Raw genomic sequence first — 16,292 nt, forward strand, 5'->3', positions numbered from 1 at the left:
GCTCGCCTTTCTTTAAGCAGCCTTGCGCGGTACAATCCCGGCCCTTGCCCCTGTCCAGGACCCACTCACGTGTCGAAAAACGGTCGCGTTTGGCTGGCTGTCCTGGCGCTGGGCGTGGCGGGCTGCGGCATCGGACAGGGGCAACTGGCCCGCCAGATTTTCCGGCCCGGCCCGTTCGAGTATCAAAAGCAGCAGGCCGTCCGTTTCGATCCCTATGCGGAGCAAGAGACGTTTTCTCACAACCGCGACGACACCATGCGTCCTCGCGATTATTCCCGACCCATTCCCGAACCGGCCCGTGGGCGGTGGCCCCAATGGGGCGCGCCGCGGTATGGATATTGATCGTGGCCGCGCCGTAGCGTAAGCGTGCTCGCTTGCGCGCATCTGGGTTGCTCGGTTTGGGCGGTGGCTGGGGCAGAGCTTGGCCGCTACCGCCGCGATCTTCAGAATGCGCTCTGCGGCCAAGCGATGCCCCGGTTTGACGCGTCGGGGCATCGCTTGGCCGCAGAGCGTATCCTCAAGCCGGGCCGGTTCTGGCCAAGCTCTGCCCCAGCCACCGTTGCTGCCTTCGGGGTCGATCCATCCATCGACGGCTGACGGAGCACTAGCTTGTTCAGCCGGGCCGGGTATGATTGGGCATGCCTCAACCTCGCCGCACCGGCGCACGCCGCTCCGTCGCGCGTGCTCGAAAACCCCATCACGCCGCAGCGCGTGCTGACGCCGCGCCCGCCGTCGGCGAGCGCTTACAGAAGGTCATGGCCGCGGCGGGAATTGGCAGCCGCCGTCACTGCGAAGAGCTGATTCTGGCCGGCCGCGTCGAAGTCGATGGCGAGGTGGTGCCAAAACTGGGCACGCGCGTCGATGCCGAGCGGCAAGAGGTCCGCGTCGATGGCACACCGTTGCGGTCCATGCGGCGGGTCTATTATCTGGTCAACAAGCCCGTGGGCGTGGTTTCGACCAATTTCGATCCGGCGGGCCGGACGCGCGTCATCGACCTGCTGCCGGCCACCAAGGAGCGGCTGTTCACCGTCGGCCGGCTCGACCGGTCGAGCGAGGGCCTGATGCTGGTGACCAACGACGGTGAACTGGCCAACCGCCTGACCCACCCCCGCTATGGCATCGAGAAGACCTATCATGCGTTGGTGGCCGGCACGCCGAGTGCCGAAGTGTTCGAGAGCCTGCGCCGCGGCGTCCATCTGGCCGAGGGCGTGGCCCGCGTGGTCGGCATCAAGGCCAAGCGTGAACTCAAGCAAAGCACGCTGTTGGAGATCGTTTTGGCCGAGGGCCGCAACCGCGAGATTCGCCGCATTCTGGCCAAGGTCGGCCACAAGGTCTTGCGGCTCAAACGCGTGGCCGTCGGTCCCTTGCGGCTGAAAGACATCGAGCCCGGCCAGTGGCGTCCCTTGCGCCGAGAGGAAATCGAATCGCTACGGGGCCGCGCCAAGAAAAACCGATGACCTGCGACGTCAGCCAGCCGCATCTCTTTTACGCCGACGGCGCCTGGTTCGGCGCCGTGGCAGTACAAGAAAATGTTCGGCTGGCGCGCGACACCTACCGGCTGCGCGCCGAGTGCCCGGAGGTCGCTCAGCGGGTGGTGCCCGGCCAGTTCGTCATGCTGCGGCTGGCCGGTTACGACGACCCGTTGCTGGGCCGGCCATTGGCCCTGTACGATACGGTGCTCGACGGCCGTGGCGAAGCGGTCGGCATCGACCTGGTCTATTTGCTGACGGGCAAACTCACCGCGAAGCTGGCGCGCGTTTTGCCCGGCCAAAAACTGGAACTCTGGGGACCGTTGGGCAACGGTTTTGCGCCGGCACCGGCGGATCATCTCATCATGGTGGCGGGCGGCATCGGTCAGACGCCGTTCGTGGCACTGGCCCGCGAGGCGCTGGGCCGCAAAGCGTATGGTATGCCGGCCCGCTCCGCTATTTCCGTTGGAAAAGTGACGCTCTGCTACGGCGCAAGAACCTGCGACTACCTGGCGGGCATCGACGATTTTCGCGATGCGGGCGCCGCCGTTCGCTTGAGCACTGACGACGGCACGGCGGGACATCACGGCTTGGTCACCGACCTGTTGGAGCAGTTGTTGGTGGAAGAGCGCGACGTGGCCCGATGCCGCGTGGTTTGCTGCGGGCCGGAGCCGATGATGGCGGCGGTGGCCGAAATGACGGCCCGCTTCGGCGTTCGTTGCCAGGTTTCACTGGAAACGCCGATGGCCTGCGGCATCGGTATCTGTTTCAGTTGCGTGGCCCGTGTGCGCGACGACGACGGTGGTTGGGACTATCGTCGCACCTGCGTCGAAGGCCCGGTGTTCGACGCCCAGAAGATTAGCTGGTAGCTCCGCCAAGACTAAACTCGCCTTCGTCGCCCGCGTAGGTCGCGAAGCAATTCGGCGTCTCCCACAGCCGGGCTTCGACGATCGGGAACCCGTGCTCGGCGGTAAAATCGTAAATCAGCTTGGCGATGTTCTCGGCCGTGGGGTTCGCATCCATCAAGAACATCGGCTCGCCCAGTTGTTCGAGCAGCTTGACCGCCGGGTCGTCGCGGTGCAGCAGCATGCGGTGATCGAGATTGTCGTCGATCCAGCCGCTTACCACCCGCTTGATGTCGCTGAAGTCGAGCACCATTCCGCGATGGTCGAGCCGTTCGGCCTCGATCACAATCACGGCCCGGCCGTTATGGCCGTGCAGATAGCGGCACTTCCCCTCGTAGTCGAGCAGCCGGTGGCCGTAGCAGAAATCGATTTGTCGCGTGACGCGGAACATACTCGCCTAACCGCCCAACACGTCGTTGAGCACATCTTCGCTGACGTAGATCGGCAAGGGCGGGTCGCAGGTCACCGCCACCGCGATCGCGTCCGACGGCCGGGCATCGATCTCGATCAGCTCGCCTTCGTGCTTGATCCGCAAGCGAGCGAAATAAGTGTGCTCTTTAAGCTCGCTGATCACGACGCTTTGAAACTCGCCGCCCAAGTTGTCGGCCACGCTCACCAACAGGTCGTGCGTCAGCGGGCGCGGCGACATGAACCCCTTCACACGGCGGTCGATGCTCGTCGCCTCGAAAATGCCGATCAAAATCGGAAACGAACGATCGCCATCGACCTCTTTGAGATAAATGACTTGCTGATCGTTGATCTCGCTGATGATGATCCGCGACAACTCCATCTGCACGGGCATGATGCCGACCTTGCACGGTGTTTTCGTTCGTTGGTAAAGCCTGATTATAGGTTGCCGCGTCCGCCAGCGGCTAGTGGCAGGGAGCGTAGGGTGGGACCAGCGAGCTTGCGAGCGCCGGCCCACCGATTTGAGGCGTCAGGTTTCAGGCGTCAGGACAAAGAACCTGATGCCTGACGCCTGATGCCTGACGATGGTGGGCCGGCGCTCGCAAGCTCGCTGGTCCCACCCTACGGGCCAAACTGCAATTCGAGCAGCAATCGCTTGACGTCCGTCATGGCCACGGCGTCGCGCTCGATGACTCGGTTGGACGAAATGAATACCGGGGCTTCCGCGGTCTCGCGGCCCGCACTGGGCAGCCGCCCGTGACTTCCTTTGACGACACCGGCGTCGAGACCGATCACGTCCATGTAATAGCGAAAGCCGAGGGCCTTGCGGGCCAGCCGCCGGGCCACTCGCAGCTTCGGAAAACGAAGCTTGGGATCAACGACGAGCTCGGCCGGATCGTAGCCGGGCTTGCGATGAATGTCGACCGTGCGGGCATAGTCGGGCGCGAGCGCGTCATCCAGCCAGAAATAATAGGTACACCACGCGCCCGGCGCCGCCACCGCCAGCAGCTCGCCGCTACGCGGGTGATCGGTCCCGAACTCGGCCTGCTGCCGGCGGTCGAGAACCTGCTCGATGCCCTCGGTCCGCCGCAGCAGATCGGCGACGTGGTTCACGTCACGCTGCTCGCGGACGTAGACGTGGGCCACCTGGTGATCGGCCACGGCGAATGCCCGTGAGGCGCCGCAATCGAGCGTCTCCCAACCCAGCGACTCGCGCCGCACTTCGACGAAGCCGTGCTCCCGCAGCACGCGGTTGATGTGGACCGGCCGATCGACCGCCGCGATCGCATATTCGGAAAGCACGACGACGTCCGCCCCGTGGTTGCGGGCGGCGTCGATCAGCTTGCCGGCCTCGGCATCGACCGCACGCAGGTCGTCGGCGATGCGCGGATCGTTCGGCCCCAGCCGCTGCAAGTTGTAATCGAGGTGCGGCAGGTAGACGAGCGTGAGCGTGGGTTGATAATCGGCCATGACGGCCAGCGAGGCATCGGCAATCCAGCGCGTGCTGCGAAGATCGGCGCCCGGCCCCCAGAAGTGAAACAGCGGAAACGTGCCCAGCCGTTCTTGCAATCGGTCGCGCAGTTCGGGCGGCTGGCTGTAACAGTCGGGCAGCTTGCGGCCGTCGGCCGGATAGCCGGGCCGCGGCGTCACCGACCACTCCACATCGGCATACATGTTGAACCACCAGAACATTTGGGCGGTGGTGTAGGCCGCATCACGTCGCCGGCCGGCCTGATAGATGCGCTCGCCCGCCACGAGATGGTTCGATTGCCGCCAGAACAGCACTTCGGCCAGGTCGCGAAAGTACCAGCCGTTGCCCACGATGCCATGTTCGCGCGGCAAGAGGCCCGTGAGCATCGTGGCCTGTGCCGAGCACGTGACCGCCGGCAGCACGGCACCCATCGGCCGCGCGAAGCCCTCTTGAGCCAGTCGCGAGATGTGCGGCGTATCCGGGCCGAGATGGTCGTGGCTGAGTCCGACGACATCGATGACGACAAGGGGTTTGGTCATTCCGGTCGCGGTCAGGCCCGTTCATTACGCTTTCACAACGAACTATCCTACCTTCCCACCGGCGCGCTGGCGAGCGCCGGCCCGCCCGACCATCCGCCCCAGTTGGTTGACATTCGGCGCTGGCGGGCCTAACGTGTGAGAACCGTTTCCGGACGGGGCGACGGCGCACGGCCCACTGCCAGAAAAGCTCTGGAGTCTACCCGATGGAACGTCCGGCCAACGGTCATTTCCGTTCCTTCAACGACGCGGCGAAACTCGTCGTGGGAGAGAAGTCGTGAGTCGCATTGGGTTGGCTCGAATGGTGATCGCGTCGCCGGCCGCGACGTGGCCGCTGGCGATCGTCATCCAGCCGCGATCGGCTTCCGCCACCGAACCAACGTCCCCGCAGGCCGATGCCGAAGCAGTCGGCACGTCGGCGACTCCGATCACGTTGGCCCAGTTTCAACAGGCGGCGCAGATCGCCAAACTCGCCGCCGAGCATGGCATGCACGAGTTGAGCCAGCGCGCCATGCGCGAATCCCTGGCCAAGCGCCAGGCCGAAGCAAAGCTGGTCGGCGCGGAACAGTTCGAGAATGAGCAACACGAAGAGGAGAAAAAGCAATGAAACGCGGGATGGAACGTTGTGCGGACTGTTTGCCAGGTTCGGCCGCTTCCACTTTGGCGACGAATTCTTGCGGAGTCACGCGAGAGGCCCCATGATGGCGAACGGCCGGACGATGGCGATGGGGCGATTGTAACCGGGCCGGACGCCGCCTTCCAGCAGCGCCCAGGCGCATAAAAAAACCGCCAGCAGGAAGAAGCCCCGTGAGCTCAAGCCCTCGCTCGTGAATGCTTCGCGCTGCTGACGGTCGGCGAATAAGCACAAGCCTCCGTGCCGTTCGCCCGTCCTTGGATGTTCTTTCCATCGGTCGAGAAACGGCGTGCCGTGCAGTACAGCTATGCGGCGGATGCCGAATTGCCCTAGAATGCATAGCTTGCCGTGAAAGGGCGGCGATCGCGGTATAATAGGATGGTTGTGCGGGCAGGTTGAAGGGTTCAGGGATTCAGGATTCAGAAAGATGCGAGTGTGGGTCGTCGCCGCTGCCGTCCTTTACGCCCTCCCGCACGCTGTGGCACAGGATAGCAGCCCGCCAAACTGGCTTGTCGGCCCCGAGTTGCTCCGCCAGCGGCAGCAGCCGGTGACCATCACTTGGGACGGCGTGGCCATGCGCGACGGCCTGGCCGATCTTTCCAAGGCCGAGCAAGTCGCCATGCTGCTCGATCGCCGCATTGACCCGGGCCGGCCGATCGATCTGTCGGCCATGCGCGAGCCGCTCGACAAACTGCTCGTCCAAATCGCGCGGCAGGCCGAGGCCGAAGTGATCTGGCTGGGGCCGCTGGCGTATGTCGGACCGCATGATGCAACCGCCCGGTTGCGGACGCTCTCGGCGTTGCGGGCGGCGGATGTGCTGGCGTTGCCGAAGGAAAAGCGAACTATCTTTCAACGCCAGGCACCCATGTCTTGGGCCATGCTTGCCGAACCGCGCAAGCTGGTGGCCGACCTGGCGGCCGAAGCCGGCGTGGCCATCGGGCCCTTGGAACGGATCGACCACGACCTGTGGCCGGCCGCCGACCTGCCGCCCTTAAGCTGGACCGATCGGCTCACGCTGCTGGCCAACGAGTTTGACCTGACATTCGAGTTTGCCGGCGACAGGCAAGTGCGTCTCACGCCCGTTCGAAGCCCGGTTGTCATCGAACGCGTTTACGCCTCTGGAAGTGGAGCGGAACGAGCCGCCGCGCGCTGGCGGAAGCTCGCGCCGCAGGCGCAGGTCGAAGTCGATTCCGGTAAAATCGTCGTTCGCGGGCGCCTGGAAGATCACGAACTCCTGGTGGCGAAAAAGCCGCCGCCCTCGTCGGCGCCTGCTGCCGGAGTCGAAGTCTACACCATGAAGATCGAAAGGCAGCCGTTGTCCGCAATTCTCGACAAGCTGCGGCAGCAATTGTCGATCGACATCCGCGCCGACGACGACGCGCTAGAGAAGGCAAAACTCAGCATCGACCGCCCGGTTTCGTTCAAGGTCGAGCGGGCCAGTCTGGATGAACTGCTCCGGGCCGCTTTGCATGCCGCCGATCTCGACTTCGTGCGCAAGGGCAAGGCCTACCTCGTCGTGCCGATCAGCCCGGCTGGACCCGCAAAGTCGGATCGCTAGGCCGTTTTCGCGGCCGGCCACGGTCGACGCGCACCACGTTCGCGGGCAAGCTCTGGTTGAGATCGCCCACGATCTCGCGGGGGTGCTTTACCAGCGTGCAGCCGTTGGGCATCTCCTGGCCGCTGCCCATCAGTACATCTGCGCCCAAAAGCGCGCCGTGCCCCAGGCAACCGCCCAGCAAGCGGGAGCCGCAACTCACCGTGCGACCCTCGAAGTTGACGCTGATGTTGCCGCGGAGATTGATGTCGAAGATGCCGCTGGCCGGACACATCGCCGCGCCCCGTCCCAACACGGAGAGTTGAGTGAAGTAGGCCCCGATGTGCCCTTCTTCGCCCACGACGCAAGATCGCACGGTCACGTTGGCGTTGACGGTCGCCTTTTCGCCCAGCGTCGACAGTTCGACGAGCGCTCCCGGACCGATCTCCACGCGGTCGCCCAACACCGCGCCGCGCACCACGGCATTCGGGCCGATCCGCACGCCGCGGCCCAGCACCGACCACTCGACATGCGCGGTCGGGTGTACTTTGCAGCCCGGCCCGGCAAGGTAGGTCTTGCCACGCAGCCGGCTGGGCCAGAGGCTGCCTGCCCGCCACACGATGCGCATGGGCAGCGTTGCCGTTCGATACTTGGCCTTCTTGGCCGATTGCAGCACGAAGCTGGGAATGCCCAGGATGTTCGCCGACAACAGCGACGACCAATGCTGCACCGGGCATAGGGCCACGGTCGACATGGGCAGGGAATAGCTCCCCGAGGCGTCGAAATGCCGGTTCACTCGCCAGCGCCGCACGGTGACGTAGTGTGGAATGCGGATCAATTCGGTCTGGTCGCCGGCCGGGGTGGCGGTGTCCCAATCGCTCAGGAAGTACAGATCGTAGGCGTGTACGCTTGTGCCATCGGGTTGTTGCACGGTGCGGCCTTGAAAGCTGGGGACGAACCGCTGGGTGAGCGGCGAGACCGGCAACGCGGCGGCAAAGTTCCCGCGGCATTTCTGGCCTTCTCGCCTGGCGACCTCATTTCGACGCCGGGCGACGGCCAGGAACCGTTGTGCGGCGTGATAGGTGAAATACACATCGTCGTAGACCAGCAGGCATGGTTGCCGGCGGGCCTGCCCAAGGTCGTCGATCGTCTCCACCTGGCAACCCAGGTCTTCCAGAATGCTCTGCTGATGATCGCGCAGCCGGCGATTGTGGACCGGCATCTCGCCGACGGGATCATCGAAGGGACTCACCCGCCGACCGGTCTCCAGGATATAGGCTTGCATGCTTTGCCGCCGGTGAATGGGACCCCCGAATTCTGGCGCGGCCGCCGTGGTGGGGTTATGCCGCGTCAGTTATCGGCAAAAGAGAAGCGAAGCTTGAATCGTTTTTCGCCGGCAAATGGAGGACCGCCGACGTGGCCCGGCACGGCAGACTGGCAAAGCGCGGCAAGCTGCATGCGTACACATCTCGCGCGTCCGCCGCGTAGCGGCGAGATAGTTTAGCCGTGGGGCGCAAAGCCCACGGTACCGATGCGGTAGATGAGGCAAGCCGCGTAAGCGGCGACAGAGGCATCGCACCACGCGTTCTGTCGCCGCTACGCGGCTGCGCGGATCGTTGGCGTGCCTCTTCCGTGGGCTCGCGCTAAACTCTACCGTCCCTACGGGACTGGGAAACGCAATGGCCGCGACGCGGCGTCGGACTTGTGTAGAACAACGAGGGTTGCCAGCCTCGGCTATCGAATGCCGCACCTTCGGTGCTGGATCGGGGCGGTGACCCTACTTGTTGCCCAGCCGGTTGGTGACGGCTGCGAGGTGCTCGCGAAGGAACTCCGCCAGCTCGTCGGCGGAGACTTCTTCCGTCAAGCGGAACTTGAGCTTCACAACATCTTTATCCGGCCGGTCGGTCACCAATTCGCGATCGGCGCCCAGGGAGGCCATGCGGCCCAGGGCAAAACGGTTCTTGGGACCGGTCAACACCAGGTCGAGGGCCGCGGGTTTCTTGGTGTGGATCGTGGCCCACGGCTCGCCGGGGCCGTTGATAAACAGGTGGACCACCTGCTGGTTGTTCCACAGGAATTGGCCTTCGGGAGCCGTCTCCGCCAACAGCTCGCAAAGCTCTTCCAGCACTTCCGTTTCCCACGAAACCTTCTTGCCGGGCGGAAAACCCTTCCGCGACAAGTGCCATTTGCGGCCCAGCACTTTCCAGGGCATCACGTCTTCCGGCTGCTGCTGCACGCGCTCGGTGAATGCCCGAAAACCCTCGACGGCCCGCTCCAAAAACTGCCAGAAGGCCGGCCGGTCGATCTCTTCATACGCATGCACGGCCAACTGCACCTCTTGCCACGGGCCGCGAAGCTGCTTGCACTTCACGCGCGGCTCGCTGCCATAGACCGGCAGGTGGTGCATTTCGTTGAGCGGTTTCAGATCGAGCTGGCTTACCAGGTCTTCGCGCTGAAAGGTGCGCTTGGCCACGCGGAACTTCAGCTTGAGCAGCCACTCTTCGCCGGTGATGGCGTGCAGGAACCAGCCGTCGGTCTTGCGCGAAGCACAAATCTCGACGATCGTGCGGGCGTTCCAATTCGTGGGACTGAACTCGCCCAGCTCATGAATGCGATCGACCACCGCGGCCAGAATCTTGCCTTCCCAACGGCAGGGCAGCCCGCTACGGCCGACACGATCCTGCGTGTGCCACCGGCGGCCGTCCCGCTCCCACGGCATCTGGGCTTCTTTGCCGACCTCGGTGATATCGAGGTCTTCCGGCCGCTTTTCTTCACGGGCGGCGAAGTCGTGGGGCCTGCGCTCGACGTGCGGCCCCGCGGCCAGCACGGGCGCCAGCATCTCGCCGGTGTACGAGCGATAGAGGTGGCTGGGGCAGAGCCTGGCCTGAGAAGACGCTGCGATTATTTCCGCGTTAGGGCCAGGCGATGCCCCGGTGGGCGCACTCCGGGGCATCGCCTGGCCGCGACGTCTCTTGGCTCCGCCAGGCGATAACTGGCCAGGCTCTGCCCCAGCCACCGCTTTTTTGGTCCGCTTTGCGTGGGCGACGATATCCTCGGGCGTGCCCGCCGCGACGATGTGCCCGCCGCCGTCGCCGGCTTCCGGTCCCAGGTCGATCACCCAGTCGGCCGTCTTGATCACGTCGAGATTGTGCTCGATGACGACCACCGTGTTGCCCAAGTCGACGAGCCGATTGAGCACGTCCAAAAGCTTGGCCAGATCGTCGAAGTGCAGTCCGGTCGTCGGCTCGTCGAGCAAGTAAAGCGTCTGCCCAGTGTCGGGCCGCGACAGCTCGGCGGCCAGCTTCACGCGCTGGGCCTCGCCGCCGGAAAGCGTCGGCGCCGCTTGGCCCAGACGGATGTAATCGAGTCCCACGTCGCAGAGCGTTTCCAGCACGTGACGGACCTTGGGAATGTTCTCGAAGAGCCTGGCTGCCCGGCCGCAGGGCATGTCGAGCACGTCGGCGATGCTCTCGCCCTTGTAGCGGACGGCGAGCGTCTCCTGGTTGTAGCGGCGGCCGCGGCATTCGTCGCACTCGACCCACACGTCGGGCAAAAAGTGCATCTCGATGCGAAGTTGGCCGTTCCCTTCGCACTTTTCGCAGCGGCCGCCGGGCACGTTGAAGCTGAACCGCCGTGGCGTGTAGCCGCGCAGCTTCGCGTCGGGCAACTGCGAGTACAGCCCGCGGATCAGCTCGAACACACCGGTGTAGGTCGCCGGGTTCGAGGTGGGCGTGTTGCCCAGCGGCTGCTGATCGACGCGGATCACCTTGTTGATCAACTCGACACCGCGGATGGAATCGTGCGGCGCGGGAAAAGTCCGGGCCCGGTGCAGCTTGCGGGCCAGCGAGGCGTAGAGCACGTCCTCCACGAGCGAGCTTTTGCCGCTGCCGCTGACGCCGGTGATGGCCGTGAGCGTGCCCAGCGGAATCCGGGCGTCGACGCCGCGCAAGTTGTTGTGCCGCGCGCCGATCACCTCGAGCCAACCTCCGCCGGGCGGTTCCGGGAACTCCAAGACCGTCTGCACCGCTTCATTCGACAGCGGCACACCCCGCCGCGCCACCGCCTTGGCCACGCGCGCGAATGACTCCGATTTTGCATATTCACCGTTCGTCGCGGCGTTCTTCTTCGCTTTCCCTCTCTCCTTCTCCCCTTCTCTCCCTCGCTCCTTCTCTCCCTCTCCGCCACGGAGTGTCGGAGCTACGGCCATCCGTCGATTCACGGGTACGCCGATCGCCTTCGCGCCCGACAAATATGGTCCCGTGACCGATCCCTTCTGTTTGGCCACCTCGGCCGGTGTGCCACGGGCGACAATCTCGCCGCCGTGTTCGCCGGCGCCCGGTCCGAAATCGAGAAGCTGATCGGCGCTCTCCACCACTTCGCGGTCGTGCTCGACCATCAGCAGCGTGTTGCCGAGGTTGCGAAGTCTCATCAGGGCCTTCAGTAGCCGGCGATTGTCGCGCGGGTGCAGCCCGATAGTCGGCTCGTCGAGCACATAGAGCACGCCGGTCAGGCCGCTGCCCACTTGGCTGCCCAGCCGGATGCGCTGGGCTTCGCCGCCGGAGAGCGTCGGCGCGCCACGGTGCAGCGTCAGGTATTCCAGCCCAACGTCGACCAGAAACTGCAAGCGGTTCGTCACCTCGCGCAGCAGTTCGCCGGCGATCTTTCGCTCGGAACCGGTGAGCTTGAGGCCCGACGTCTGCTTGAGCAGGTCGCCCAGAGGCGTGCGGCAAACTTCGTCCATCGTCTGCCCGCGAAAACGCACGGCGGCGGCGGCGTCGCGCAGGCGGCTGCCGCCGCACGTGGAGCACTCCACCTGGTCGACCAAGTGGTCGAGCCGGCTGCGCAACAGGGGCGACAGGCGCGACGCTTCTTCGAGTGCCGGATAGACGCCCTTGTATTGGAAGCGGTAGAGCGGCTGGCCGGTCTTGCGTTTGCCTTCGACTGCCTCGCTTGCGCTTCGGGTTGGTGTCGGATAGACGGGTATCCAATCTTCGCCCGTGCCGTGCAGCACGAGGCGGCGATGCCGTGCGTTGAGCTGGTCGAACGGCACGTCGATCGGCACGCCCGTATGCGCCGCAAACGCTTCCACCAGCGGCCGGAAATACGGATTCTCCGGCTCCGGCCAGACGGCCACCGCCCCTTGCGCCAGGCTCAACTTCGGGCCGCGCAAGAGCGAGGCCGTGTTCGCTCCGGTCTGCGTGCCCAGTCCTTCGCACGACGGGCACCAGCCCAGCGAGCTGTTGAACGAAAAATGGTGCGGTGTGAGCGGCTCGAAGCTGCGGCCGCACTTGTCGCAGGCGAAGTGCTGGCTGTGGATTTCGGTGGGCCAGTTCTCTTCGGCCACGTCGTCGACCGGATAGGCGACGTGCAGCACGCCGCGGCCCAGGCTGAGCGCGCTTTCGATGCTGTCGGCGATGCGGGAGCGGTTGTTCGTCCGCACGACGTTGCGGTCGATCACCACCTCGATCAGGTGTTTGCGGCGGCGGTCGATCTTGGGCGGATCGTCGACGGAATGCGTCACGCGATCGATGCGCATCCGCTGCCAGCCGGCCTCGCGCAGTTCTTGCCACAGCGTTTCGTAGTTGTCGCCGACCTGAATCTCCAGCGGCGCCATGAGCAACAGCTTGGTTCCCTCGGGATTGGCCATGACCTTGTCGATCACCTCGTCGGCCGACTGCGTGCCGATCGGCACGTCGCAATCGGGGCAGTGGGCTTTGCCCAGCCGAGCGAAGAGAATCCGCAGATAGTCGTAAATCTCCGTCACGGTGCCGACGGTCGAGCGGGGAGTGTGCCCCAGGTGCTTCTGCTCGATGGCGATGGCCGGCGAAAGTCCCTCGATATGCTCGACCTGCGGCTTTTGCATCTGGCCCACAAACTGCCGCGCGTAGGAGCTGAGACTTTCGACATAGCGCCGCTGCCCTTCGGCGTAGATGGTGTCCATCGCCAGCGAACTTTTGCCCGAACCGCTTTGCCCGCAGCAGACGGTGATCTGATCGCGCGGAATTTCCACGTCGATCGACTTGAGGTTGTGCTGCCGCGCACCCCTGACTCGGATTGCAGTGCTGTAGCCGAATTCGTGAGAATTCGGGCTTCTGCCACGCTTCTCCCGAACTCTCACGCGTTCGGCTACGTCGCCGTTCAAGTGCCGTGCCAGCGCCCGTCCCGTGTGCGACTCCGCGGCCTGCATCACCTCCTCCGGCGTGCCGGCGGCGACAATCCGGCCGCCCTCGTCGCCGCCTTCGGGACCGAGGTCGATCAGCCAATCGGCCGTCTTGATCACGTCCAGATTGTGCTCGACCACCAGCACCGTGTTGCCGGCGTCGACGAAGTCGTGCAGCACCTTGAGCAGCATGCGGATGTCGGCAAAGTGCAGGCCGGTCGTCGGCTCATCCAAGAGATAGAGCGTTTTGCCGGTGCTCTTTTTCACCAGTTCGCGGGCCAGCTTGATGCGTTGGGCCTCGCCACCCGAAAGCGTCGGCGAGGGCTGGCCCAGCTTGAGATAATCGAGTCCCACGTCGTGCAGCGTTTGCAGTTTGTGCCGCACCTTGGGAATGTTTTGGAAGTGATCGAGCGCTTGTTGGACGTCCATCTCTAATACGTCGGCGATCGACTTGCCCTTGAACTTCACTTGCAGCGTTTCGCGGTTGAAACGGTGCCCTTCGCACACCGGACACGTGACCCAGACGTCGGCCAGAAAGTCCATTTCCAGCCGGTTCGAGCCGTTCCCTTGGCACGCTTCGCAGCGGCCGCCTTCGACGTTGAAGCTGAACCGCCCCTCCTGATAGCCGCGGGTCTTCGACTCGGTAAGCTGGGTATACAGCTTGCGAATATCGTCGAACACCTTGATGTACGTCGCCGGATTCGACCGCGGCGTGCGGCCGATGGGCGATTGGTCGATGGCGATCAGCTTGTCGAGATGCTGCAGGCCCTCGATCCGCTCGTGCCGGCCCGGCTCGCCGTCGCCCTTGTTCAAGTCGCGGTGCAGGGCCTCGACCAGAATGCCGTTGACCAGCGAGCTCTTGCCCGAACCGCTCACGCCGGTCACGCACACAAACGTGCCCAGTGGAATCTCGGCGTCGATATTCTTGAGGTTGTTCTGAGCGGCGCCGATCACCTTGAGCCACTTGTCGTTGGTCGGGCGGCGGCGAGCGGGCACGGCAATCTGCAAGTCGCCGGCGAGGTATTGCCCGGTCAGGCTCCGCTTTTCGCCGCAGATTTGAGCGACGGAACCGGCCGCGACCACTTCACCGCCGCGCACGCCGGGGCCGGGGCCGAAGTCGATGATGTGGTCGGCGGCCCGCATGGTGTCTTCGTCGTGCTCGACGACGACCACCGTGTTGCCCAGGTCGCGGAGCCGCGTGAGCGTGTCGAGCAGGCGATCGTTGTCGCGGGGGTGCAGGCCGATCGACGGCTCGTCGAGAATATACAGCACGCCGACCAGTCCGCAGCCGATTTGCCCGGCCAGCCGGATGCGCTGCGACTCGCCACCGGAGAGCGTGGGCGCGGTGCGGTCGAGCGTCAGGTAGTTGAGGCCCACATTGGTCAAGAAGCCGAGCCGGCCGCGGATCTCCTTGAGCACTTCGGCGGCGATGATCTGCCGCGTGGCGTCGAGTTCGAGTTCGCCAAAGAAATCGACGGCGTCGGACACGGCCAGCGAGCAGACCTCCGGAAGCGACTTGGCCTGGCCGTTGAAGCGGGGATGCCGCGAGGCGAGCGTCACGGCGCGGGCCTGTTCGTTCAGCCGGGCGCCGCCGCACTGGCTGCAGCCGATCACCCGCATGTATTTTTCCAACTGGCGTCGCTGCATGCCGCTCTTGCTGTTGCGATATCGCGAGACCAGTTCGGGGATGATGCCGTCGAACTTGCCGCCGTATTTGTGAACGCCGCCCCCGTGCTTCCACGTGTAGGTAATGTGCAGGTCGCCCGTGCCCCAGAGCAGCAGCCGCACCAGCGCCGGGTCGAGCTTGTTCCAGGGCGTTTCCAGCAGCACGCCCGGATCGAGGCCGTGGTTTCGCTCGATGGTTTCGGCGACGCCCTCGTAGAGATGCCGCTTCCATCGGCCGAGGTCGTCCCAAGGACCGATCAGTTCCACCGCACCTTCTTTGATCGAAAGGCGGCCGTCGGGAATCAGCAGCTCGGCGTCGAAGCTATAGACTTCGCCGAGTCCGTCGCACGACAGGCACATGCCCTGCGGACTGTTGAAGCTGAAGAGCTGCGGGCTGGGCGGCTCGAAGCTGATGCCGCATTCGGTGCAGGCATAGTCGGCCGAGAAGTGCAGATCGTCGGCCGGTCGGCCGCGACGCCGCTTTATAGGCGCGGCGGGTTCGTCGTCTTCTTCGGAGGATGGCCTTCCTAGGCCGTCACCCCGACGCGACGGGCTAGGAAGCCCATCCTCCGATTGCGGATCGCCCGGCAGCGCGTTCTCTACGGACGAACCACGTCCCACGGCCGCGATCAACGTACCCTTGCCGATCTTCAGCGCCAGCTCGACCGCTTCGGCCAATCGCGGCCGCAACGTCGGCCCAGCCACCAGCCGGTCGACGACCACCTCGATGTTGTGCCGCATCTGGCGATCGAGCTTGAGGTCGTCGCTCAGCGAGACGACGGTGCCATCGACGCGTGCCCGCACGAAGCCTTGCTTGAGCAGGTCGACAAATAGGTCGCGATACTCGCCTTTCTGGGCCTTGATGATCGGCGCCAGAATCAGAAACTTGCTGCCGGCCGGCAGTGTGCCGATGCGGTCGATAATCTGGTCGCGTGTCTGGGCGGTAATCACGCGGCCGCACTTCGGGCAATGTCCCTGGCCGGTGCGGGCGTAGAGCACGCGCAGGTAGTCATAAATCTCGGTGATGGTGCCGACGGTCGATCGCGGGTTCTGGCCGCTGGTCTTTTGCGAGATGGAAATCGACGGGCTTAGCCCCGAAATGAGATCCACGTCCGGCTTCGGCATTTGCCCCAGGAACTGCCGGGCAAAGCTGGAGAGACTTTCGACGTAACGCCTTTGCCCTTCGGCATAAAGGGTATCGAAGGCCAGCGAGCTTTTGCCGGATCCGCTGACGCCCGTGAAGCAGATCAGCCGGTTTCGCGGCAGCGTGAGGCTGACGTCGCGGAGGTTATGTTCGCGGGCGCCTTTGATGACGATATCGGCAGCGGGCATCAGGAAAGCCGGACGTGAGAAATCCGTTTCGAGTTTGCGGTGGGTCGGACCTTGGATTTTAGAGCAGAACGACCGAGGCAGGAAGGGGAGGCGGTTGGGTTTTCGGTCTCAGCCGGGCAGTCGATGCGATCTTGCTTGGGCCTGAACCCGAATGCGTTCCTTTCGGGGGACAGATGCG

General features: G+C 64.6%; 11 protein-coding genes. 5 read left to right on the forward strand and 6 right to left on the reverse strand.

What is annotated here, in order from left to right:
* Positions 1–69: 69 nt before the first annotated feature.
* The 3 genes from VNH11_21470 to VNH11_21480 all read left to right on the forward strand — a co-directional run bounded on the left by VNH11_21470 (position 70) and on the right by VNH11_21480 (position 2,338).
* A complete protein-coding gene (locus VNH11_21470; GenBank protein HVA48951.1) occupies positions 70–342 on the forward strand; it encodes a hypothetical protein in 273 nt (90 codons plus the stop codon).
* Between the two features lie 296 nt (positions 343–638).
* The gene (locus tag VNH11_21475; protein HVA48952.1) at positions 639–1,457 is read left to right on the forward strand and encodes a pseudouridine synthase; all 819 of its coding nucleotides are present in this window, start codon (positions 639–641) and stop codon (positions 1,455–1,457) included.
* Positions 1,454–2,338: a dihydroorotate dehydrogenase electron transfer subunit gene (locus tag VNH11_21480; protein HVA48953.1), complete on the forward strand. Its 885-nt coding sequence runs from the start codon at positions 1,454–1,456 to the stop codon at positions 2,336–2,338. Before VNH11_21475 ends, VNH11_21480 begins: the two co-directional genes overlap by 4 nt.
* Here VNH11_21480 and VNH11_21485 read toward each other — a convergent pair.
* From VNH11_21485 to VNH11_21495, 3 genes are all read right to left on the reverse strand, one after another.
* Positions 2,328–2,765 (reverse strand): 6-carboxytetrahydropterin synthase, encoded by a 438-nt coding sequence (locus VNH11_21485; protein ID HVA48954.1) that lies wholly within the window; start codon positions 2,763–2,765, stop codon positions 2,328–2,330. The two genes, VNH11_21480 and VNH11_21485, sit on opposite strands and share 11 nt — an antisense overlap.
* A 6-nt stretch (positions 2,766–2,771) precedes the next feature.
* Positions 2,772–3,176, reverse strand: a complete 405-nt coding sequence (locus VNH11_21490) for a bifunctional nuclease family protein (protein ID HVA48955.1) — start codon at positions 3,174–3,176, stop codon at positions 2,772–2,774.
* Between the two features lie 227 nt (positions 3,177–3,403).
* Complete coding sequence (locus VNH11_21495; protein ID HVA48956.1) at positions 3,404–4,792, reverse strand: alkaline phosphatase family protein; 1,389 nt, start codon at positions 4,790–4,792, stop codon at positions 3,404–3,406.
* Positions 4,793–5,066: 274 nt separating this feature from the next.
* Between VNH11_21495 and VNH11_21500 the strand changes: the two genes are divergently transcribed.
* On the forward strand, positions 5,067–5,396 hold the full coding sequence (locus VNH11_21500; GenBank protein ID HVA48957.1) for a hypothetical protein: 330 nt from the start codon (positions 5,067–5,069) through the stop codon (positions 5,394–5,396).
* Between the two features lie 75 nt (positions 5,397–5,471).
* Here the strand turns inward: VNH11_21500 and VNH11_21505 are convergent, their stop codons facing one another.
* Positions 5,472–5,606, reverse strand: coding sequence for a hypothetical protein (locus tag VNH11_21505; protein ID HVA48958.1), 135 nt, complete (start codon positions 5,604–5,606; stop codon positions 5,472–5,474).
* A 244-nt stretch (positions 5,607–5,850) separates the two neighbouring features.
* Between VNH11_21505 and VNH11_21510 the strand changes: the two genes are divergently transcribed.
* Positions 5,851–6,981: a hypothetical protein gene (locus VNH11_21510; protein ID HVA48959.1), complete on the forward strand. Its 1,131-nt coding sequence runs from the start codon at positions 5,851–5,853 to the stop codon at positions 6,979–6,981.
* Here the strand turns inward: VNH11_21510 and VNH11_21515 are convergent.
* Both VNH11_21515 and uvrA read right to left on the reverse strand, forming a co-directional pair.
* Positions 6,947–8,242, reverse strand: a complete 1,296-nt coding sequence (locus VNH11_21515) for a hypothetical protein (protein HVA48960.1) — start codon at positions 8,240–8,242, stop codon at positions 6,947–6,949. The genes VNH11_21510 and VNH11_21515 overlap by 35 nt on opposite strands.
* A gap of 492 nt (positions 8,243–8,734) precedes the next feature.
* Positions 8,735–16,114, reverse strand: coding sequence for an excinuclease ABC subunit UvrA (uvrA, locus tag VNH11_21520; GenBank protein HVA48961.1), 7,380 nt, complete (start codon positions 16,112–16,114; stop codon positions 8,735–8,737).
* Between the last annotated feature and the right edge of the window lie 178 nt (positions 16,115–16,292).

The sequence above is a fragment of the Pirellulales bacterium genome, assembly GCA_035533075.1.
Classification (GTDB): Bacteria; Planctomycetota; Planctomycetia; order Pirellulales; family JAICIG01; genus DASSFG01.